Genomic DNA, 22,201 nt, shown 5'->3' with positions numbered 1-22,201 from the left:
CAAGGAGGATTCCATGAGTGAAGTCGAGTTGCCGTACCAGCTCTTCGACGCCGACAACCACCTGTACGAGACCAAAGAAGCGCTTACCCGGCACCTGCCGAAGGAGTACGAGGGCGCCATCCAGTACATCGAGATCAACGGCCGCACCAAGATCGCGGTTCTCGGCCAGATCAGCGAGTACATCCCCAACCCCACCTTCGACGTCGTGGCCCGCCCCGGCGCCATGGAGGACTACTTCAAGCACGGCAACCCCGAGGGCAAGAGCCGGCGCGAGATCTTCGGCAAGTCGATGAAGGCCATCGACGCCTTCCGCGACCCGGTGGCACGCCTGAAGGTGATGGACGACCTCCAGCTGCAGCGGGCGCTCATGTTCCCGACCCTGGCCAGCCTGGTCGAAGAGCGTATGCGGCACCACCCCGAACTGATCCACGCGGTGATCCACTCGCTGAACCAGTGGATGCTGGAGGATTGGGGCCAGGACGGCAGCTTCGTGCACTCCGGCCGGATCTTCACCGTCCCGGTGATCACCCTGCCGATCGTCGAGAAGGCGATCGAGGAGCTGAACTGGGCCGTCGTCGAACACGGCGCCAAGGCGATCCTGATCCGCCCGGCCCCGGTGCCCGGCTTCAAGGGCATGCGGTCCTTCGCACTGCCCGAGTTCGATCCGTTCTGGAAGCGGGTCGTCGAGCTCGATGTGCTGGTCACCATGCACTCCTCGGACAGCGGCTACTCGCGTTTCGACGCCGAGTGGGAGGGCAGCGCCCTGGAGATGCTGCCGTTCAAGACCAACACCTTCGCGATGACCAACCAGTGGCGCCCCGTCACCGACGCGGTCGCTTCCTGGGTGTGCCACGGCGCGCTGAACCGTTTCCCGGATCTGAAGATCTCGGTGATCGAGAACGGCTCCGCCTGGCTCGAGCCGCTGCTGCAGCAGCTGACCGACGTCTTCAAGAAGGCGCCGGAGGGCTTCGGTTTCCGCGATCCGGTGGAAGCCATCAAGCAGAGCCTCTACGTCAGCCCGTTCTGGGAAGAGGATCTGCAGCGACTGTCCGACGTCATGGGTGTCGATCACGTGCTGTTCGGCTCCGACTGGCCGCATCCCGAGGGCCTGGCCGAGCCGGCGCGCTACATCCACGAGATCAAGGACATGCCGCTGGAGAATCAGGCCAAGATCATGGGCGGCAACCTGGCGCGGCTGCTCGGGGTATGAGCGAGTCAGGCCCGGGGGCGGCAGTATGAGCTGGCAGACCATTCCGCAGCTGGCCCTGTCCACCGCCGACCGCTTCGGTTCTGCCGAAGCGGTCGTGGACGGGGACCTGCGATTGACCTATGCGGAACTAGCGGACCGGATTCGCCGGGCCGCGGGCGCGTTCGCCGAAGCCGGTATCGACAAAGGCGACAGGGCGGCCGTCTGGGCACCCAATTCCGCCGAATGGATCATCGCGGCCCTCGGCCTGATGACAGCGGGCGGCGTCCTGGTCCCGGTGAACACCCGGTTCAAAGCCGAGGAGGCCGCCGATGTCATCCGCCGCAGCGGGGCCAAGGCGCTGCTGGTGCAGAAGGGTTTCCTCGGTGGCGACTATCCGGCGCCCCCCGGGGTGCCGGTATTCGACCTGAAATCGGATTTCCTCACCAGCGGTGAGCCGTTCGAACGTGCGGTCGCGGGCACCGATATCGCCGACATCATCTACACCTCGGGCACCACCGGCCGCCCCAAGGGCGTGATGATGAACCATCTGCAGACGATCCGGCTCTACGCCGAATGGTGCGATCTGGCCGACCTCCGCGAGGGCGACCGGTATCTGATGGTGAACCCGTTCTTCCACACCTTCGGATTGAAAGCGGGAATCGTCTCGTCGCTGATCCGCGGGGCCACGATGCTGCCGGTACCGGTATTCGACGTCGACAAGGTGCTCGAGCTGGTGGATACCGAACGGATCACCATGCTGCCCGGGCCCCCGACGCTGTACCACTCACTACTGGAATACCGTGGGAGCCGGGACATCTCGTCGCTGCGGGCCGCGGTGACCGGTGCCGCGGATATCCCGGTCGATCTGATCCGCCGGGTCCGCGAGGAATTACCCTTCGAGTCGATCATGACCGGTTACGGGCTCACCGAAGCCGGTACGGCCACCGCCTCACGTCCCGGCGATACCTTCGAACAGATCGCGACCACCGCGGGCAGCGCCTGCGACGGTATCGAACTGCGGATCGCCGAGGACAACGAGATCCTCATCCGCGGCTACAGCGTGATGCAGGGCTATCTCGACGACCCCGAAGGCACCGCGGCCGCGGTCGATTCCGACGGCTGGTTGCACACCGGTGACCTCGGCAGCCTGGACGAGGGCGGCCGGCTGAAGGTGATCGGCCGCAAGAAGGATATGTACATCGTCGGCGGGTTCAACGCCTATCCCGCCGAGATCGAAGGGTTCCTGCTCGAACACCCGGCCGTGGCACAGGCGGCGGTGATCGGTGTCCCCGACGAACGACTCGGCCAGGTGGGCAAGGCGTTCGTGGTGGCCCGCTCGCAGATCAGCGAGACCGATCTGGTGGCCTGGTGCAAACAACGGATGGCGGGGTACAAGGCGCCGCGGTCGGTGGTGTTCCTGGACGAGCTTCCGCTCAACGCCACCGGAAAGGTTATGAAAGACCAGTTGCGCTGAACGGCGCGGGAACAGCAGGACGGGTTGGATCACCTCGGTATCGTTCGCCGAAGTGAGTTCACCCGTCCTGGTTTTCGTTACCGGCGCCGGCCGGCAGTAGGTCCATATCGTCGGACCGCGGCGAAATCCAGGTGGCGCACTATCTCGACCTCCACAGGGCGGACGGTGTATCGTCGAACACAATCGAGAGTGCGATTCTCATTTTCGGAGATTTCCGATCTCCAAGGTCCGGGTACCCCCGGCGTCTACCTTGAACAGCGAGGAGTCCGGTGAATATCGACGACATGATTCTGGTGAGCATCGATGACCACGTGGTCGAGCCGCGCGATATGTTCGCCAACCACACCCCGAAGAAATACGCCGAGTACGTGCCCAAGGTCGTCATGGACGACAACGGCATCGATCGCTGGATCTACCGCGACCGGCCGACCGGTGTCACCGGGCTCAACGCCGTCGTCTCCTGGCCGCCCGAAGAGTGGGGCTACGACCCGGCCGGTTACGCCGAAATGCGTCCCGCCGTCTACGACATCCACGACCGGGTGCGCGATATGGATGCCAACGGCGTCCTCGGCTCCATGTGCTTCCCCACCTTCACCGGTTTCAGCGCCGGGCATCTGAGCCGCGGCGGTATGGACGAGATCACCGTCGCGATGATCGCCGCCTACAACGACTGGCATATCGAGGAATGGGCGGGCGCCTACCCGGGCCGCTTCATCCCGATCGGGATACTGCCGCTCTGGGAGCCCCAGCTGGCCGTCGACGAGATCAACCGCCTCGCCGCCAAGGGCTGCCATTCGGTCACCATGCCGGAACTGCCGCATATCGACGGCCTGCCCAGCTACCACGATATCGACTACTGGGGCCCGGTATTCCAGGCCCTCTGCGACAACGACACCGTGATGAACCTGCATATCGGGCAGGGCTTCGGCGTTCTCAAACTGGCACCGAACGCGCCCATCGACAACCTCATGGTGCTCGCGCCGAGTATTTCGCTCATCGCGACGCAGGACCTGCTGTGGGGCCCGGCGTTCCGCAGCTACCCGAAACTGAAGGTCGCGCTCTCCGAGGGCGGTGTCGGCTGGATTCCGTTCTTCCTGGACCGCTCCGACCGCCACTACACCAACCAGCGCTGGCTGCGCCGCGATTTCGGCGGCAAGATGCCCAGCGAGGTGTTCCGGGAGCACGTCCTGGCCTGCTACGTCACCGACCCGACTTCGCTGAAGCTCCGCCACGAGATCGGTATCGACAACATCGCCTGGGAATGCGATTACCCGCATTCGGATTCGCTGTGGCCGGGCGCGCCGGAGTTCGTGCTGAACGAACTCGAAGGTGCCGGCGCCGACGATTCGGATATCGACAAGATCACCTGGCAGAACGCCTGCCGTTTCCTGAACTGGGATCCCTTCGCCCACCAGACCCGGGAAGAGTCGACGGTCGGCGCGCTGCGCGCCAAGGGCGCCGATGTCGACCTGTCCACCACCACCCGCAAGGAATACGCGGACCGGTACGCCGCCAGGCACGCGAGCTGATCCCGGACGCGGAGGGGTAACCCTCATCCACTCTTCCGTATTCGCGATCCACCGGTCCCCCGGACTTCACCGAGTCCGGGGGACCGTTGACGTGATCGGCCGAACCCGGCGACCGACCCTGTTCTCGTAGTTTGCGCCCAGCCGCGGCTGGAACCACACCGCGTCCGGGCCGGAGGGTGGCGTCGGCCGGATCCTGTTCTTCCAGAACCGCTCCGGGGCCGAGGTCTGCCGCCGACCGTTCACCGGCCGGCGGCGGAGTCGATCACACCCGCTGCGCGAGCAGGGGTTCCCGCGACTCGTTCTCCCGCGGCCGCCGAATGGCGGCGCCGTCGTTGATGTGCAGGACCGCGTCGGCGGTCTCGACGGTCGCCCGGTCCATCGGGAAGAGGCCGTGCTCGGGAGTGTGATCCGTGCGGGTGCGGGCGTCCGGGATGTCGGCGGGATCGATCAACCCCCGGGTGGGGATACGAGTCTGCAGGAACCCTTCATAGGTGTCCGGTTCGGGTTCGTGCAGGCCGATGGACTCATCCCGGCCCAGACTGCCCATGATCCATGCGTACCCGGGGCCCACCAGCGTGTCGAGGATCGCTCCGGCGCTGTTCCAGACCAGGTGCATATCCCCCATCTGCATGGAACTCGGTTCCCGTTGCAGGTGGGCGTTCTGGGCAAAGACCAGGGTCGCGCCCCGCCCGGCCTCGGATCGCCGGATATCGAGGAGGTTCTGCGCCATGAGCGCGTCCCGGGTGGCGCACATCCGGGTCCACCGGGCCTCCTGCTCGGCCCGCTGCGCCGCCTGTTTGTGATACCGCAGCACGCCCAGACCCGCGGTGAGGTGCGTTTCGGCCCGGAACCATTCGGCGCGTGAGGTTTTCTCCCGCAGTTCCGGGGCGCGGGTGTAGAGCACGGTGAGCATATCGTCGGCGAGGACCCGGGCAGTATCGGCCGCGGCGGTCGCGCCGGGTGATTGTGCCGGGTCCATGACCGCCTCCGTGCGGTGCCAGCGTTCGTCCTCGCCGAGCAGATCGGCCAGGTCGAGGTCGAGACCCAGGTAGTCGCGGGCATATTCGAGATACCGGCGCGGGCTGGGCGCGCTCATCGTCTCCATCACGGCGTCGAAGCCGTGGAACGCCAATCGCTGTTCCGCGGGACGGTTGTCGTTGTACTCCCTCATCCAGGAAACCAGGTGCCTGTTGGCCTCGTGCTCCCCGAAACCGTGCGAGAAACCCTCCCGCATAACGTCGTCGAGAGTGCCCGTCCCCTGCTGGACGTAGTCGTTCACGACAAGGGCCGCCACCCGGTCGCTCTCGAGGGCGATGGACCGGTACCCGCGGCCGGACAACTCGGCGAACAGGTCGTTACGGGTCCAGGCGAAGGCAGGTTCCAGATGGGTCGCTTCACCGAATGCCAGCAGGTCGACGGGGTGCGTGAGAAAGGTATCGGATCCGTGCGTCATTCCTTGAATCGTATCTTTGAAACCTCGGTAGAGACTTTTATCGCTTATACTCGTCTTCAGTGGGGTAAAGTCTCAAACCGGTGATCACCCTGCGACCGTCCGACCTCGCCCGCGGGCACGGCCTCTCGACCCAGGCCGTCCGCAACTACGAGCGGGACGGATTCATCCCGCCCGCCGAACGCACACCCAGCGGCTACCGGATCTACACCGAGGTACACGCGGCAGCGTTGCGGGCCTACCTCGCCCTCGTCGCGGCGTACGGGCACGCCCGCGCCGGCCGGATCATGAACGAACTGCACGACGGGGCACTCGACGCCGCGCTGGATCTGATCGACCGAGGCCACCACCAGCTGATCCGCGATCGCGAAACCTTGGACGCGGTGCGGAAGGCAATCGGCCACCTCACCGCCGAGACCGATACGGGCCGCGCACCCGGCCCCACCGCCCGCAGCGTCGGCGAAGTCGCCCACTACCTCGGTGTCACCCGGGCCACCCTGCGCAAATGGGAAACAGCCGGCATCCTCACCCCTCGCCGCGACCCGGCCACCGGATACCGCGTCTATCGCGCACCCGATATCCGTGACGCCGAACTCGCCCATCTACTCAGACGCGGCGGATACGGGCTGTCACATATCGCCACCGTGGTCGAACAGATCCGCACGGCGGGCGGCACCGGTGCCCTTGCGACCGCCCTCGCCGAATGGCGCCGCAAACTCGTCACGCAAGGGGTCATGATGCTGGACGCGGCCGGCATGTTGGGACACTACTTGCGGATCACCGATGTGCTCCCCGACGGGGCCGGACGGTCGGCGAGTGCACCGCCTCCGCAGTCGGTCGAGTAACTCGTGGCCGTGCCGGCCGCCGGAACCATATCCGTGAAATCGACCGCCTTGTCCTGACAGGTTTCGTCGTCGCCGGCATACCGGCTCACCGCGGCTGTCGGGCCGCCTCGCTAGTCTGCCCAGATGGTCAGACCCGATCCGGCATTGCGGCGGCTGCTGCGCGAAACACAGAAGTTGCTCGAGCCCTATGGTTTCCACGGCAGTGATCCACGGTGGGTACGAGTCGAGCCGGGCGGGGTGGCCGCCGTCGAACGTACCCGGGCCTCCCGCACCTGGACGGACGGGCAGCAGGTGCTCCGGTTCGACCTGCATCTCACCGCGACACCGACCGCCTGGTGGGAATTCGGCAACTGGCGCAATTCCCGGCTGGGCCTGCCCGCGATACCGCTGGAGGCGGCGACCGGGCCCGATCTGATCACCACCCGGAACCCGGCCGAACCGTGGATCTTGCGCACCGCCCCGGACGGGCACGTACCGCAGGCGGATATCGACTCCGTTCGCGCCGAACTCCCCCGGCGAATACACGCCTACGCGCGCCGCGCACTCCAACTCGTCGAACCGGGCATCTACCTCGACGAGCTCGTGGCCCGGGCCGATCCGCATATCGGGACCTGGGAGACCATCGTCGTCCTGCTGGCCGGCCACGGTCCGGGACAGCGGCTCGACGATGCGATACAGCAGCTGTACGCCTGCTGTGCCGGACGCGAGCCGTCGGAGTACACCCGGGATGTCATCGCGTACGCCCAACGAACGGCGGCACGGTCCGCGGCGGCCCGCACCCCGGAGATCCCGGCGACTCGGATGCAGGCGGCCGGATCACCCTGAATCGTGCGGGCAGCGGAAAAGCTCTGCGCGGCAATACCGTACATCGGCTGCGGTAGTTTCGGCTCATGCGATCATCGAAATCCGCCGTGAAACGTGTAATCAGCGGCCTGGTCCTGACAGGTTTCATTGTCGCCGCAACGCTGGCCGGTCCCGCGGCCACGGCCTCGGCCCACAGCGGATACCCGGGCGCGAGTGCGCCGGCGCAGGTGGCGGACGACGGCTGCACCTTCTCCTCGGCCGGTGGTTCGTGCAGCGATCCGGGCCCGGTGGGCGGGGCCCTGATCGCCTTCCGGAATTGGCTGAAGAGTATGGGTTACGGCACGGGAAGCTCATCGGGCACCGCTTACTTCTTCTGACCGGCCGGCTTCTCGATCGACCTGCCGCTACTCGGTGTCGGGCAGCATCACGGATTCCGGATCGGTCTGCGGGAAGGTGACCGGGAGCGATGCCAGTGCCCGGTGGAAGGGGCCCGGGCGCCAGCTCGGTTCACCACCGGGCAGGTCCGGACTCAAATCGGGCAGCACGTCCAGGAGTTGATCGATGGTTGCCTCGGCGATCAGGTAGGCCGCGGACTGCGCGGGGCAGGCACGCTGGCCGGCGCCCCAGGCGAGATGGGAGCGATTGCCGGTCAGGTTATCGGACCGGATAGCGGGATCGTTGTTGCACGCGGCCATACTGATGAGGACCGGTTGATGAGCGGGTAGCCAGACGTCATCGATCAGCGTCGGCTGGCGAGGATAGCTGATCAGGTAGTTCGCCATGGGCGGGTCGTTGAACAAGACCTCGTCGAGCGCGTCGCGCGTGGAGAGGCTTCCGGCCAGGACCGTGCCCCCGAACCTGTCGTCGGTGAGGATCAGCAGCAAGGTATTGGCGACCAAGTTCAGCTGAAGTTCGATTCCCGCACCGTAGAAGGCCACCAACTGGTGGATCAGTTCCTCCTCGCCGAGCTGGACCGGGTGGCGCAGCAGCAGCGTAGCGACATCGTTGCCGGGTTCGGCCCGCTTGAGCGCTACCAGATCCTGCAACGCCGAACTGATCATCTCGTTGCCTTCTTCGGCTCCGATGCCCTCGAAGATCGCCGCGAATCCGGTGGCGACCCGGTGCCCGATTTCGGGCGGGCAGCCGACCATGGCGCAGACGACCTCGAACGTCAGCGGGAAGATGTACTGACTCATCAAATCGGCCGAACCGTCGGCACAGAAGCCCCTGATCAACGGGAGGGCGAACTTTTCGACGATGCCGTGGAGGCCGTGCAGGTCGACCTCGGCCATACTCGCCGAGGTCGCCTCGCGGTAGCGCATGAAATCCAGACCGGCGCTCTTGCTCCCGATCGGCCGCCACTCCATGAGCGGCAGTACCGGGCAGTCGGCGGGAATATCCTTCTGCCAGACACGTGGATCGGCCGGGAAACGATCTGGATCGTTGAGTACCCGCAGCGCGGTCTGATAGCCGATCACCAGTGTGGCCGGCACCCCCGGCGCCAGTTCCACCGCTGCCATCGAGCCGTATTCTCGCCGCATTTCGCGGTATGCGCGGTGCGGGTCGGCCACGAAGCCCGGCGAGTACATGGGCACCCGCTGTTCATCGGAATCGAACGGCGAACCATGGACAACTGGACAGGACGACTCGTTCGCCGGTGCATTTGGCGTGTTCAAAACGTCTATACTCCAACAAGTTCGGGTGCAATGGCAGCCGCTGCCGGCCACATCGCGGGGCGTTTACCCCTCGAGCATAACTACCGAATACCGAACACCGCCTGTTCAGTTCGGCATCCGCCTTCCAACCACGGCGCCTCCCGGCGACGCATGTTTCCGTTCCGATCCTCACGTATCCGTGTCACAGGGACACCGCAGGCGCTTCCACACGAGCCGAGCCGCGCATCCGAGCGGAGAGGGCCACGCGGCACAACGGCTTCCTCGGGGCACGCGATGAATATCTCACCGGTCATCGTCCCCCGGAGTTCCGGCCGATTCCGCCCTCACCTCACGGAACGGCGTAGCGAGGATCCCGAATGTCCATCGGCTCGGTGAATCGCAGATAGTACCCGAACGGGTCGACCATGCGGAAATCCCGCTTACCCCAGGGCTGGGTGCACAGCTCACGCACCAACCCTGGGTGGTGCCGGGCGGTTTCGTACAAACCATCTATATCGGACACCGTCAAGACCACCTCCACGCCGTAACCACGGGGGGTGGTCCGCGCGAAACGCCGGAAGTAGCTCTGATCGAATACCCGGTCGTTCCCGCACCAGAAGCCGACGACATTACCCTCGAGCTCGACCACCAGATAGCCCTTCTTCGCCTCCGGCGCACGTTCCCAGAGAAGTTCGAAACCGAGCTGGGTGTAGAACTGTCGCACCGGCCCGAAGTCCGGGACGTGCAATTCGAGTGCGATACCTGCTGGATGGTTCATCCGGACCTCCGTATCTCGGGATGCGCCGCGCGACGCCACAAAGTCACAGCCACCTGCCCACCTGAGCAAGGTTGGCTACCATCAGCCCATCGGGGAGGCCTGCGGCCCGGAATTCGGCGCGCCCTTCCAGACCGGTGAGCGTGGCGATGAACCGTAACCCGTTGCCCGCGGCCGCGCGCAGATCACGCACGCTGTCTCCGACGCACACAATATCGGCGCGGTCGATACCCATTCCGGTGAGCGCATTGATCGCCGGGCGCAGCGACCGCGGATCGGGCTTGTGGAAACCCGAATCGTTACTCCCGAACACCGCCCGGAAGTACCGGTCCAACTCGAGCTCCCGTAGGTCCGCGGTGATGAATTCGCTGGTGCTGGAGCTGACGATGGACAAGTGGACACCACGCGTGTGCAGGGCTTCGACAAGCGACGCAGCGCCGAGGGTCGGCACGGGTTTCGCGAGTGCCATCGCCTGCAGATAGGCGCTCTTGAATATTTCCCGGTCGAGAGTGGGCACAATCGTGGAGATCAGGCGGTCCAACGGCATACCCCAGGCCGCGCGTATGACCTCATCGCGCAATTCCACACCGAAGGAGCCGGCCGTTCGGATAAGGACCGGCCAGCGACTTCGCATCGTCGCGGCCAGGGTGTCGTCGAAATCGAAGATCACGGCACGGCACCCCGAGATCAGGCCCGAGATATTGTCGCGACGCGGTGAATCGCTGCTTCGTTCGTCCGGAATGTTGTCGAGGATCAGCGCGGCCTCCTCGAACATCTCCCGCATACCGAGCAAGCCGAAGACATCGCAGGCGGATACCGCATGCCTGGCGGCCTCGGAGTATTCCTTCTCCGCTACGCCCAGTCTCGCCAGTCCCAGATGACATCGGCCACGCGTGCTCTGCCGGTTGACCCGATTCGCCAGCTCGAGTCCTTGTTCGAACAGCGGCCGCACCCTCGCGTATTGCTCGGCCTCGAAGAGAGCGTTCGCCAGATGACTCACCGAAACGGCCAGTCCCTCGTCTGTCCCCATCTCGAGATCCAGCTGCCGCGCCTCCTCGAACCGATCGATCGCCTCGGACAACTCCCCCTCCCGGAACGCACAGATTCCCAGTTCCACCAGTGTTGCCGCCCGGCCCTCGTCGTTCGCTGCCTCCCGTTCCGCAACATCGAGAATCGAGCCGAACAAGGCGCGGGCACTCGGATAATCACGGGTGCCCGAGGCGATATGCCCACGCAGCCGGATCGTCTCGCGCCGTTCCGCCAGGGTTGCACCGGGCGGCAGCACGGATTCACTGCTATCGAGAAACTCCCGGGCAGCGGGGAAATCACCCAGCCAAGCATGGACCCGGCCGATGAGTGCGTATTGACGAGCCAGTGCAACCGGCTCGCCGGCCGCTCGCGCGGCGATCGCCGCATTTTCACACAGCCGTACACGGTCTCGCCAATAGCCTCGGCCCCAGAGAAATCCGGCCATCGCCTCGGCGAACTCCAGGACGGAGAGCAGATCCGACCGGTCATCGGACCTACCGGCCCGCTCGAAAGCCAGGACGGCGAAGTCGATGATGTTCCGGCGTTCGCCCTCGAGCAGGTGCACCCGGTCGGGGTCGGTGAAGATATCGGAGTTCCGTCCGGCGAAACGCCGGTAGTATTCGATCAGCCGCTTCTCGATTCCGGCCCGTTGTTCGGCGTTACTGTTCAGCCTGTTCAATGCGTATGCCCGGGTCAGCGGGTGGAGCCGGAACCGCCCGGCGGCAGACGGCCGGTCACGCTGCACTTCGACGAACGATGCGGCGGTCAGCGTGCCGATCTCCTCGCGCAGCTCCTGTTCGGATATGCCGACTGCGTAGGCGAGGGCGTCCCGGGTCGCCGTGGAGCTGTGCAGGGCGATGGCCATGATGATCGATTGTGCCCAACCGCCGTGCGCCAGCTGTTCGTTCCACGAGCGGTCGAAAATCGCATCGAACACCGCGCTATCGGTGGCGTTCCGCAGATTGGCCGTTACGGATGCCAGGTCATCGCCGCCGTACCGAATCTGACTCGTTGTCAGTTTGATCACCAGGGGGTTTCCGCCGGTCGCGGAAAGGTAATCGTCCGCCGAGGCGCCGAGCTCCCCGGCGGTGGCGGAGATTCCCAGGCGTTGCGCTTCCTCGGTCAGCAGTGCGCGGCCCGCCGAGTCGTCGAGGCCACCCACCTCGACCGGCCAGCATTCACCGGGATAACCGATCCGGGATGTCACCAGAACTTTACTGTGCCGCGGATCGATCCGCGCGATGAGGTCCAGCACCCCCGATTCACCCGTGGCGCTGAAATTGTCCAGTATCAGCAGGCAGCGTTCACTGTTGAGGTGCTCGACCGCGCGCTCCAATTTCTCGGGCATGGACAGCGCCTTCAGATACGGATAGCCCATCACCCGGGAAATCGTGTCGATCAGCGTGTCCGTGGTCGCGCCGTCCCCGGACTGATCCGACCAGACGATTACATCGAAACGCGGTGGCGCAACGACGAATTCGTCCTCGACGCACCGCCACGCGGCACGGCTCGCCACGGTGGACTTACCCATACCTCCCAGGCCTGTCACCGACACCACGGGATAGGGAGAGTCGAGTCCGTCGAGTGTCTTCCCGATTTCCTGCTCCCGATCGAAGAACCGGCCCTGCAGCGGTGCGAGATTGTGCCGCACGGAATGTTGGTCCGATATCGCTTCCGGCGCTGTCCGGGCGATACCAGCGGCGTCGCGCGATTCCAGCGCGGCGATCAAGTGGCGGCGCAGGGTCACGAAGGTACGCGACGACGGCGACGCGGCCTCGAGGATAGAAGAGTGATCACCGGGCAGGGCCGCCGCCTGCCGGAAGTGACCGCTCGCCGATGCGGGAGTCACCACATTGTCGGTGGTCCCGGCGTAGGTGAATACCGGTATCGGGCAGTGCCGTGCGTCCAGAACGGTGGCGTCCTGGATACGGTTGATCACCGTGGTGTGCGCGTCCATCACACGCTCGTTGATCGGTCGCAGCTGCTTTTCCTGCGGGTGGTTCCAGAATTTCGCTGCCCGCCGCAGCACCATTCCCAGCTCCGAACCGGAATTCGGGCAAGCCAGCAACACAACCGCTTTCACCCGGGCCAGATCGAGACCCCTGTCCCGTCCGATCATTCTGGCCAGATACCGCTGGATGACCAGCCCGCCCTGACTGTGCCCCACCAGTACCACCGCGTCGTATCCGCTCACGGCGGAATCCATGAGCTCCGCGAGATCTGCGGCCAGGACGTCGAAATCCGGAATACTCCTGAGCGGGTTCAGCCGGATCTTCGGACTGTCGTATTTCTGATAGTGGATATCGTAGGCGCTACCGAGGACCGTATCCTCCGCTATCCGGGCGCTGATATCCGCCCAGGTCGCCGCCGATGAGAACAACCCGTGCACCAGTACGACCGCCGCATCTGCCACAACCTCGTCCCCTCACTGTCGTCTCGCACCGCTGCACGTCGCGGCACGGCGGGGCCGAGGGCACTGTGCCCACGTTCGATACGCCGACCCGCTCCTCGCAGAATACCCTCCCACCATGTTGCCAGCTGCGAATACAATTGCACTGCTTGCTATTTCGAGTGGCATCGCGGTGTACTCGACGGGTCTGGGCGCAGTCCACGGCGGTGGCGCGGAGGCCGGCCCGCGGTGAACGCGATTCGATCCGGAGGGAGATCGCCGATGGGAGACCCGAGGGAGATCACCAGCCACACCGTCACACGCAAGGGTCTCGATCAGCAGATTCGAGTAGTCGAGATGCCCGGAGGTGCCGAACGCGGGCATATCCTGATATTCGGCGATCCTGTCGACGGCTGCCCGGTACGCATTCATTCGCGCTGTCTCTACGGGGAATCCCTGGGATTCGACGACTGCGATTGCGGACTCCAACTCGATACGGCGCTGAGTGCTATTCAGAGCTCAGGCGCCGGTGTGCTGGTCTACCTGGAGCAGGAGGGCCGCGCGATGGGCCTGGTCGCGAAGGCGCACGGCTACCACCACAGTCAGCGGTTCGGAGTCGACACCTTCGCCAGCTACGAAGCATTGGGCTACCCGGCGGATGCCCGGACCTATACCGACGCGGCCCGTGCGCTGCGCGATATCGGATTGACACACGTGCGATTGCTGACCGGTAACCCGCTCAAGGTCGCCGCGGTCCGGGAAGCCGGGATCGCAGTCACGCCGGTAGCGCTCGACACCCCTGGGCTGAGCCCCCGCGGCCGTGCCTATCTCGAGGCCAAACGACGACGGCAGCGTACGATCGCGGCCCCCGAGGATTCGGCCCGGGAACAACCCGGGCACTGATCCCGGGTCGACACCCGGGCACGCGCGTTTGCCGCGAACCGCGAGCAGTCGCAGATCGGGCATAGTTCAGAATCCACGAAGGCGGTCCGGGATCACCCGGATCGGCACGGAATACTCCGCGCGGAACTGTTCCGGCGTCATCGACAGGCCCTCGAGCCCTTTCTCGTACTTGGCGAAATAGGTGTCGAGCTCGGCCGGATCCACCGTGATCTCGACACGGGCGGCGCCGGCAAAGATCCCGATCGCACCCCCGCCGGGGGTGCTGTTGAAATGCAAGGCCACGCGGGGGTTGCGTGCGATGTTGCGGAGCTTGGGCTGGTCCGGCCGGCTGAAGATCAGAAAGGTACCCGCCTGCCACTGGAACCACACCGGGTTCGGTGCCGGGGTACCGCCTGGGCTCATGGTGGTGAGCCAGATGATGTCCTCGCGGTCGAGCTGTTCGGCGATACGGATGCCGAATTCCGTTGTGGTGTCTATCAATCCGTTCTCGTGGGGTGTGCTCATCGCCGTCCTCCGGAACGCTCGGGTGGGGTGTCCGAAACAACCCCTCCATTGTCCGCCCCATACCGGCCGGCGAGGCGAGGGCCGCCTGGTCAGGATTCGGTAACGCTCACTGCCGAAGGTCACTATTCCATCGAACACACCTGCGGCCGCCGAGGCGCGTGGGAGACTTCAGCCGTCCGTCAACCCCCCTGAAAGGAGGCCGTCGTGAGAGCACTCGCCACCCTGGGCGTCACAGCCCTGGCCGCCGCGTCGTTCGGCCTGATCGGCGCCGCCGGACCCGCCGGTGCCCAACCGGTCGATTGTCACGATTCGTACGACCCCTGCGTACCCGTCACCAGCGATGTCGACTGCGAGGACGGTGACGGTGACGGCCCGGAGTACACCGGGCAGGTCAACGTGATCGGTCCCGACGAGTACGACCTGGACGCCGACGGCAACGGCATCGGCTGCGAAGGAGCTTGAGGGCTCATCACCCCTGCCGGAAAGCTCGGCAGTGCGGTACCGGGTCACGGAGACTGCCGGTACCACACCGCCTACAGCAGCGCCGGACTCAGGCGACCGCTCCGCTGGTTTTCAATTCGATGATCCGATCCCAGTCCCAGCCGAGTTCGAGCAGGACCTCTTCGGTCTGAGCCGCGAACTCCGGGCCCGGCCGCAATTCCGGGGCGGTGACATCGAACTGCACCGGACTCGACACCAACTCCAATTCCCCCGCGGGCAGGATGTATTCGTTGGAGCGGATCTGGTGATCGTCCCCCACCTGGCGGGAATCCTGGACCGGAGCCCAAGGACCCTTGAGGGTCGCGAACTTCTTCGTCCATTCGGCCAGGGTCCGCTGCGCGATTGCCTCGCGCAGGATCTCCACACCGGCATCGGTATTCGCCGCGATCTGGGCGGCGTCGGCGAAACGGGGATCCTCGGCCATATCGGGCCGATCGATATGGTGGCAGACGTCGGCCCAGAACTTGCCGGGTTGCAGCATCACGAACGACAGGTAGCGATCGTCGGCCGTCTTGTACAGACCGGACAACGGATTCGACATCGCACCATGCGTTCCCGGCGGCGGCGCGATCATCGGTTCACCCTGGTATGCCGACAGCGCGACGGTGTGGCCGAGTGACCACAGACCGCTGCCCAGCAGCGAAACATCCACCACCGACGGTTCCCCGGAACGCTCCCGTTTCAACAGCGCGGCGGCGATACCACCGGCCAGGTTGGTGCCGGAGATGGTGTCACCGAAGGCAGGGCCGGGCGGGGAGATCATCCCGTCGGTGCCTTCCGGGGTGATGGTGGCGGCCACACCGCCGCGGCACCAGAAAGCGGTCATATCGTAGCCGCCGCGATCGGATTCCACACCGCGCGGACCCAGCGCGCTGCCCCGGGCGTAGACGATCTTCGGGTTCACCGCCCGGATATCGTCGACATCGATCCCGAACTTGGTGCGCGCCGAGGGCAGGAAACTGGTGAGGAATACATCCGCGCGCTTGGCCAGTTCGTAGATGACCTCCCGGCCGCCTTCGACCGACATATCGATACCGATACTGCGCTTACCGCGGTTGGCGTGCTCGATATTCGGGTTCGGATCGCCCTCGACCTTGAACTTCCCGATCTGCCGCAGCCCGCGCTGCGGATCACCGGTGACCGCGTGCTCGACCTTGATCACATTCGCGCCCCAGTCGGCGAGCACCGCGCCCGCCGACGGGACGAAACCGTACATCGCGACCTCGAGAACCGTGATCCCCTCGAGCGGCTTGCTCATGCCACCACCTCGGCGAGGGTCTTGCGCTCCATGAACTCCTCCATACCGACAACGCCCATCTCCCGGCCGACCCCGGACTGCTTGTAGCCGCCGAAGGGTGCGTCGGGATGGAAGTAGTTGCCGCCGTTGATGCTGAAGGTGCCGGTGCGGATGCGCTTGGCCACCGCCCGGGCCCGTTCGGCGTCGGCGCCGAACACACCACCGGACAGGCCGTAGATGGAGTTGTTGGCGATCGCGACGGCGTGATCGATATCGTCGTACGGGATCAGCGCCAGGACCGGGCCGAACACCTCTTCCTGCGCGATCTCGCTGTCGGGGTCGACATTCGACAGCAAGGTCGGCTTGTAGAAGTAGCCCGGCTCCACCTTCTCACCGCCGGTCACCAGGGTGGCTCCGGCCGCGACGGCACGCTCCACCAGGCCGTGCACCTTGTCGCGCTGGCGTTCGCTGATCAGCGGGCCCATATAGTTCTTCGGGTCGGCGGGGTCGCCGTAGGTGATATTCGCCAGATTCGCGGCGACCAGTTCGGCCACCTTGTCGTGATCGGCCCGCGGGACCAGCAGGCGGGTGGTGATAGCGCACCCCTGGCCGGCATGCGAGCAGATGCTGAAGGCCGCGAACATGGCGCCCAGGTTGTAGTCGGCATCGTCGAGCAGGATCGCCGCGGACTTACCGCCGAGCTCGAGGAAAACCTTCTTGAGGGTGTCGGCGGCCGCGGCCATGATCTTGCGGCCGACCGGGGTCGAACCGGTGAACGACACCACGTCCACATCGGGGTGCGTGGTCATCCGTTCACCGACGGCCACCTCGGAGCTCGACAGGATGTTGACGACACCGGCCGGGATATCGGTGTGCCGGGCGATGAGTTCGCCCAGTGCGAGCGTGATCAGCGGCGTATCGGGGGCACCCTTGAGCACAACGGTGCAGCCGGCGGCCAGTGCGGGCGCGAGTTTCGCGAACGCCAGCTGGTACGGGTAGTTGTAGGCGGCGATGGCCGCGACCACCCCGGCACCTTCCTTCTCGACCCACCGCTGATGCTGCGCGCCGCGTATCTCGACCGGGCCGAGGTCCTCGGTCCAGGTGTAATCCTTCAGCACCCCGGCGTAGTACTTGACGATCTCGAACGGGGTTTCGAGCTGATTACCCTTCGTCAGGATGAAGCTCGCGCCGACCTCGGCGATCATCAGGGCGCGCAGCTGCTCCACATTGTCCTGCAGCGCCTGATAGAGCTGTTCCAGGCAGCGCGCGCGGAATTCGTGATTCGTCGACCAGTCCGTGGTGTCGAACGCGCGGCGGGCGGCGGCGACAGCCGCGTCGACCTCGGCGACACCCGCCTCGGGCGCGTGGCCGACCACCTCACCGTTCGCGGGATTGAGCGAGGCCAGGGTGCGCCCGGTCTCGATCAGCTGCCCGTCGATGAGCAGCCGTTGGGTGGCAGTCACCGCCTCTTCCTGCGTTGACATCCCGCCTCCTCGAAGTTCGTGGAAATAACATTCTCGTCTGAGGAGAATAGTACATTTGGCAAGGGTGCTCGCACTGTTGATTCGATGAGCTGGACCGATTCGATCCGCGGCCGCGAAACGCCCCGGTCGCGCGGATCTCGCAGATCTTGCGCAGCCGATCTGGACGAGAGTACGGTTCTCGTATTCGGAATGCATGTTCTTGCGCCGTGGGGCGCGAGAGAGGAGAGGCAAGCGTGAAAACCGCAGTTGTCACCGGCGGCGCCTCGGGCATCGGACTGGCCATAGCGCAGCGGCTGCGCAGCGACGGGTTCCACGTGGCGGCACTCGACCGCAACGCCTCCGCGGACGACGATTCCGCATACCAGGCCGATGTCACAGACCCGGACAGTCTCGCCGCGGCACTGGGCACCATCCGCGAAAAGCTCGGCCCGGTCACCGTCGCGGTGAACGCGGCCGGCGTGGACGGATTCAAACGTTTCCAGAACATCGAATTCGAGGAATGGAAACGGGTTATCGAGGTCAACCTGCACGGTGTCTTCCACACCATTCAGGCAGTTCTGCCGGATATGCTCGAGGCCGGCTGGGGCCGCATCGTGAACATCTCCTCGTCGAGCGCGCATTCCGGCCAGCCCTTCATGTCCCATTACGTCTCGTCGAAATCGGCGGTCAACGGGCTGACCAAATCGCTGGCGCTCGAACTCGGCCCCTCCGGTATCACCGTGAACGCGGTACCCCCGGGCTTCATCGACACCCCGATGCTGCGTCGCTCCGAAGAGCGCCGGCTGCTCGGCGGCAGTGTCGAGGACCATATTCAGCGCACTCCCGTGCGGCGCGTCGGAAAACCCGAAGATATCGCTGCCACCTGCGCTTTCCTGATCTCCGAAGAGGCCGGTTACATCACCGGCCAGATCATCGGCGTCAACGGCGGACGCAACACCTGACAGCCCCAGGTATCCGCCGATCTCACCCGAAGGGAAGTGACAACCGTGAAGGTCCATGTCGATCAGGATCGTTGCCAGGGACATACCCTCTGCTCGATGATCGCGCCGAAAGCGTTCGAACTCAGCGAAATCGACGGTCATTCGTCGCCGGTGGACGAGAATGTAGCCCACGACCAAGAGGACCAGGTGCGCGAAGCGGTGCACTCGTGCCCCGAGCGCGCCATCTCGCTCACCGAGTAACACGAGGGGGCATCCGATGTCCGCCACCGAATCCACCGACCGTCTGCACCCCCGCTTCGACTACGACCGCTACGAACCCGGATACCGGGAGTCGTTCCAGACGATCACCGAGCATATGCACCAGCACTGCCCGATCGCCTGGACCGACAACCACGACGGTTACTGGGTGGCGGCGGGTAACCGGGAGGTCTTCGAACTCGCCCGCTGCCCGTACGTCTCCAACGATCGCGATATCGAGGGCGTACGGCGCGGGTATCAGGGGATCACGATCCCTTCCACGAATCAGGCCGCCATCCGCAACGGCATCCTCGAGATGGACGATCCCGAACACCGCGAATTACGTTCGGTGCTCAACCCGTATCTCTCGCCCGCGGCCGTCCAGCGGTGGATTCCGTTCGTCGACGAACTCGTGCGCGCCGCCCTCGACGAGAAGATCGCGAGCGGGCGGATCGATTTCGTCGACGATCTGGCCAATATCGTGCCCGCGGTGCTGACCTTGGCGATGCTGGGGATCCCACTGCGTAACTGGGCGGTCTACAGCGAACCCGCGCATGCCACGGTCTACACGCCGCCGGACTCCCCGGAGTACGAGCGGGTGCATCTGATGCACCAGGAAATGGGCCTGGACATGTACACGAATCTCGTCGAGATCCGGGAAAAGCCGCGGCCGGGCCTCATCCACGCGCTGGCTACCGAGGCCACACTCGGCGGCGAACCGCTCTCCGATATCGAGATTCTCGGCATGCTCGGGCTGCTGATCGGCGGCGGTTTCGACACCACCACCGCGCTCACGGCGCATTCATTGGAATGGCTGTCCGAACACCCCGTGGAACGCGAAACCCTCAGCCGGGAACGGGACGAACTACTCGATTCCGCGACCGAGGAATTCCTGCGCTATTTCACCCCGGCCCCGGGCGACGGCCGGACCCTCAACACCGATATCGAACTGGCCGGCGCCCGGTTCGTCGAAGGAGAACGGCTGTGGCTGTCCTGGGCGATGGCCAACCGTGATCCGGCGGTGTTCGACGAGCCGGATTCCGTTGTCCTGGACCGGAAAGGTAATCGGCATTTCAGTTTCGGTCTCGGTATCCACCGCTGTATCGGGTCGAATGTGGCCCGCGCGGTGTACAAGCGGATGCTGCTGGCGGTACTCGACCGGATACCGGATTTCCGCTGTATCCCGGAAGAGGCGGTGCACTACGAGACGATCGCGGTGATCCAGGGGATGCGCCACCTACCTGCCACGTTCACCCCCGGGGAACCGCTGGGGCCCGGGCTGGCGGAGACATTGGAGAAACTGCAGACGGTCTGCGACGAACAGCGTCTCGCCGAGCCCGTCACCGTCCGGAAGGACGCCGCGCAGATCTGAGGGCAACAACAACGGATTTCGGCGTTCCGCGGCGGGTGGCCGGCCGGCCACCCGCCGCGGTCGCGGAAACACTGAACCAGAGGTCGCGGCGGGCAGTGCAGCTCACCGGCGACACGAGGAGGCGATATGGCATCGACGACCGGTGACGATCCGGCACCCCGTTCGGGGCGGCCGCTCCCGCTGCTGTCCCTGGACACCGAGTTCTTCTGGACCTCCGGCGCCGACGGGCAGCTGCGGATCCAGGAATGCCGGGCGTGTTCGGCGCTGATCCATCCGCCACAACCGATCTGCCGGTACTGCCGGGGTCGCGAACTGGCTCCACGCGTGGTCTCGGGTGCCGCGACGCTGGCCTCCTTCACGGTCAACCACCGATTCGCGCTGCCGGGTCTGCCACCGCCGTATGTGGTGGCGACGGTAGCGCTCGAAGACGACCCGCGGGTCCGGCTCACCACCAACATCATCGACTGTGATCCGACGGACCTCACGCTGGGGATGCGGCTCGAAGTCGTATTCCAGCAGGACGACGATGTTTGGCTGCCGCTGTTCCGTCCCGCCGCGGAGCAGTCCGACCCGGCTCCGCTGCCGGTCGACGAGATCGCGCCGGCCGAATTCGGGCAGTACGTCGCCCCGATGCTGCGGCGCGATAAATTCGAGGACAGCGTCGTGCTCACCGGTATCGGCATGTCGGATATCGGGCGGCGGCTCATGCGGCCGCCGCTGGATCTCACCGTGGACGCCTGCGAACGTGCCGTCGCCGACGCCGGGCTGAGCCTCGACGATATCGACGGCCTGTCGTCCTACCCGGGCGGTGGCAACCTCGGCGGTTTCGGCGAGGGCGGTGTCACGGCACTCGAGGCGGCGCTCGGTATCCGGCCCACCTGGCACAACGGCGGGATCGAGACATTCGGCCCCGGCGGGTCGGTGATCGCGGCGATGCTCGCCGTACATGCCGGCCTGGCAAAACATGTGCTGTGCTACCGCACGGTCTGGGAGGCCACGTTCAACGAGATGATGAAACGCGGCACCATCAAGGCTTCCGGCGGCGGCCGCACCACCAGTTGGATGAATCCGTTCGGATCGACCTCCGCCGCCCATACGCTGGCTCAGAAGGCGCAGCGGCATTTCCACGACTACGGAACCACCCGGGAGACCCTGGGCTGGATCGCGTTGAACCAGCGCGCGAACGCCGCGCTGAACCCGAGCGCTGTCTATCGCGACACGATGACCATGGACGACTACCTCAACGCCCGGCCGATCACCACGCCGTTCGGTCTCTACGACTGCGATGTCCCGTGCGACGGTGCGGTGGCGGTGATCGTCTCGGCCGCCGACGCGGCCGCGGACCTGCCGGTACCCGGTATCCGGGTGGAGGCCGTCGGCACCCAAATAGTCGAACGGATCGAATGGGATCAGAGCACCCTCACCCACGAACCACAGGTCCTCGGCCCGGCCGCTCATCTGTGGACCCGGACCGATATGCGACCCGACGACGTGGACGTGGCCGAACTCTACGACGGGTTCACCATCAACTGCCTGTCCTGGATCGAAGCACTGGGCTTCTGCAAGATCGGTGAAGCGAAGGATTTCCTCGACGGCGGGAAGAATATCGCCCGTGACGGAATCCTGCCGCTCAACACCCACGGCGGGCAGTTGTCGCACGGCCGCACCCACGGGATGGGACTGCTGCACGAGGCGATAGTCCAATTGCGCGGAACGGCCGGGGAACGCCAGGTCCGGGATGCGCGGGTCGCCGTGGTTTCCAGCGGCGGACTCACCCCCGGCGGCGCCATGCTGCTACGGAGCGCGTCCTGATGGGCGTTACGGTACGGAGTGCCCGATGACCCCGGCGCGGAGTGCCCTCATGACACTGGCGCGGAGTGCCT

Annotated in this window: 19 protein-coding genes; 12 read left to right on the top strand and 7 right to left on the bottom strand. The window is 65.4% G+C overall.

Annotated features, from left to right (window positions below; genetic code table 11):
- The first annotated feature begins 13 nt into the window (after positions 1-13).
- The 3 genes from ABZ827_RS14525 to ABZ827_RS14515 all read left to right on the top strand — a co-directional run bounded on the left by ABZ827_RS14525 (position 14) and on the right by ABZ827_RS14515 (position 4,192).
- The gene (locus tag ABZ827_RS14525; RefSeq protein ID WP_357237062.1) at positions 14-1,210 is read left to right on the top strand and encodes an amidohydrolase family protein; all 1,197 of its coding nucleotides are present in this window, start codon (positions 14-16) and stop codon (positions 1,208-1,210) included.
- Positions 1,211-1,235: 25 nt separating this feature from the next.
- Positions 1,236-2,663 (top strand): FadD3 family acyl-CoA ligase, encoded by a 1,428-nt coding sequence (locus ABZ827_RS14520; RefSeq protein WP_357237060.1) that lies wholly within the window; start codon positions 1,236-1,238, stop codon positions 2,661-2,663.
- A gap of 269 nt (positions 2,664-2,932) precedes the next feature.
- Entirely contained in the window at positions 2,933-4,192 is a 1,260-nt protein-coding gene (locus tag ABZ827_RS14515) for an amidohydrolase family protein (RefSeq protein ID WP_357237058.1), read from the top strand.
- Between the two features lie 262 nt (positions 4,193-4,454).
- On the opposite strand, the gene ABZ827_RS14510 is transcribed toward ABZ827_RS14515, so the two are convergent.
- Positions 4,455-5,645 carry an erythromycin esterase family protein gene (locus tag ABZ827_RS14510; protein ID WP_357237056.1) on the bottom strand — a complete coding sequence of 397 codons (1,191 nt, stop codon included), beginning with the start codon at positions 5,643-5,645 and terminating at the stop codon, positions 4,455-4,457.
- Positions 5,646-5,725: 80 nt separating this feature from the next.
- On the opposite strand from ABZ827_RS14510, the gene ABZ827_RS14505 reads away from it, so the two are divergent.
- The 3 genes from ABZ827_RS14505 (at position 5,726) to ABZ827_RS14495 (ending at position 7,668) form a co-directional block, all read left to right on the top strand.
- Positions 5,726-6,487, top strand: coding sequence for a TioE family transcriptional regulator (locus ABZ827_RS14505; RefSeq protein ID WP_357237054.1), 762 nt, complete (start codon positions 5,726-5,728; stop codon positions 6,485-6,487).
- 123 nt (positions 6,488-6,610) lie between these two features.
- Complete coding sequence (locus tag ABZ827_RS14500) at positions 6,611-7,312, top strand: hypothetical protein (protein WP_357237053.1); 702 nt, start codon at positions 6,611-6,613, stop codon at positions 7,310-7,312.
- Positions 7,313-7,398: 86 nt separating this feature from the next.
- Positions 7,399-7,668, top strand: a complete 270-nt coding sequence (locus ABZ827_RS14495; RefSeq protein WP_357237052.1) for a hypothetical protein — start codon at positions 7,399-7,401, stop codon at positions 7,666-7,668.
- A 27-nt stretch (positions 7,669-7,695) separates the two neighbouring features.
- Here ABZ827_RS14495 and ABZ827_RS14490 read toward each other — a convergent pair whose 3' ends face one another.
- From ABZ827_RS14490 to ABZ827_RS14480, 3 genes are all read right to left on the bottom strand, one after another.
- On the bottom strand, positions 7,696-8,880 hold the full coding sequence (locus tag ABZ827_RS14490; RefSeq protein WP_357237426.1) for a cytochrome P450: 1,185 nt from the start codon (positions 8,878-8,880) through the stop codon (positions 7,696-7,698).
- Positions 8,881-9,295: 415 nt separating this feature from the next.
- Positions 9,296-9,724, bottom strand: a complete 429-nt coding sequence (locus tag ABZ827_RS14485; RefSeq protein ID WP_357237051.1) for a VOC family protein — start codon at positions 9,722-9,724, stop codon at positions 9,296-9,298.
- 43 nt (positions 9,725-9,767) lie between these two features.
- Entirely contained in the window at positions 9,768-13,163 is a 3,396-nt protein-coding gene (locus tag ABZ827_RS14480) for an alpha/beta fold hydrolase (protein ID WP_357237050.1), read from the bottom strand.
- Between the two features lie 258 nt (positions 13,164-13,421).
- Here ABZ827_RS14480 and ABZ827_RS14475 point away from each other — a divergent pair, with 258 nt between their 5' ends.
- Entirely contained in the window at positions 13,422-14,042 is a 621-nt protein-coding gene (locus ABZ827_RS14475; protein ID WP_357237049.1) for a GTP cyclohydrolase, read from the top strand.
- A 66-nt stretch (positions 14,043-14,108) separates the two neighbouring features.
- On the opposite strand, the gene ABZ827_RS14470 is transcribed toward ABZ827_RS14475, so the two are convergent.
- Positions 14,109-14,546, bottom strand: coding sequence for a TIGR03667 family PPOX class F420-dependent oxidoreductase (locus ABZ827_RS14470; protein ID WP_357237048.1), 438 nt, complete (start codon positions 14,544-14,546; stop codon positions 14,109-14,111).
- A 204-nt stretch (positions 14,547-14,750) separates the two neighbouring features.
- Here ABZ827_RS14470 and ABZ827_RS14465 point away from each other — a divergent pair, with 204 nt between their 5' ends.
- The gene (locus ABZ827_RS14465; protein ID WP_357237047.1) at positions 14,751-15,008 is read left to right on the top strand and encodes a hypothetical protein; all 258 of its coding nucleotides are present in this window, start codon (positions 14,751-14,753) and stop codon (positions 15,006-15,008) included.
- Between the two features lie 88 nt (positions 15,009-15,096).
- On the opposite strand, the gene ABZ827_RS14460 is transcribed toward ABZ827_RS14465, so the two are convergent.
- Positions 15,097-16,305 (bottom strand): CoA transferase, encoded by a 1,209-nt coding sequence (locus ABZ827_RS14460; protein ID WP_357237046.1) that lies wholly within the window; start codon positions 16,303-16,305, stop codon positions 15,097-15,099.
- The gene (locus ABZ827_RS14455) at positions 16,302-17,768 is read right to left on the bottom strand and encodes an aldehyde dehydrogenase family protein (RefSeq protein ID WP_357237044.1); all 1,467 of its coding nucleotides are present in this window, start codon (positions 17,766-17,768) and stop codon (positions 16,302-16,304) included. The genes ABZ827_RS14460 and ABZ827_RS14455 overlap by 4 nt, the downstream gene beginning before the upstream one ends.
- Positions 17,769-18,001: 233 nt before the next feature.
- Between ABZ827_RS14455 and ABZ827_RS14450 the strand changes: the two genes are divergently transcribed.
- The 4 genes from ABZ827_RS14450 to ABZ827_RS14435 all read left to right on the top strand — a co-directional run bounded on the left by ABZ827_RS14450 (position 18,002) and on the right by ABZ827_RS14435 (position 22,130).
- Entirely contained in the window at positions 18,002-18,709 is a 708-nt protein-coding gene (locus tag ABZ827_RS14450) for an SDR family NAD(P)-dependent oxidoreductase (protein ID WP_357237043.1), read from the top strand.
- Between the two features lie 45 nt (positions 18,710-18,754).
- A complete protein-coding gene (locus ABZ827_RS14445) occupies positions 18,755-18,949 on the top strand; it encodes a ferredoxin (RefSeq protein WP_357237425.1) in 195 nt (64 codons plus the stop codon).
- Positions 18,950-18,965: 16 nt separating this feature from the next.
- Positions 18,966-20,318, top strand: a complete 1,353-nt coding sequence (locus ABZ827_RS14440; protein ID WP_357237041.1) for a cytochrome P450 — start codon at positions 18,966-18,968, stop codon at positions 20,316-20,318.
- A gap of 126 nt (positions 20,319-20,444) precedes the next feature.
- Positions 20,445-22,130 (top strand): OB-fold domain-containing protein, encoded by a 1,686-nt coding sequence (locus ABZ827_RS14435; RefSeq protein ID WP_357237039.1) that lies wholly within the window; start codon positions 20,445-20,447, stop codon positions 22,128-22,130.
- Positions 22,131-22,201 lie beyond the last annotated feature (71 nt).

It is taken from the genome of Nocardia sp. NPDC019395 (genome assembly GCF_040632335.1).
Taxonomy (GTDB): domain Bacteria; phylum Actinomycetota; class Actinomycetes; order Mycobacteriales; family Mycobacteriaceae; genus Nocardia.
Note: the sequence above shows the minus strand (reverse complement) of the source record. Positions and strands in the feature narration are given on the sequence as shown.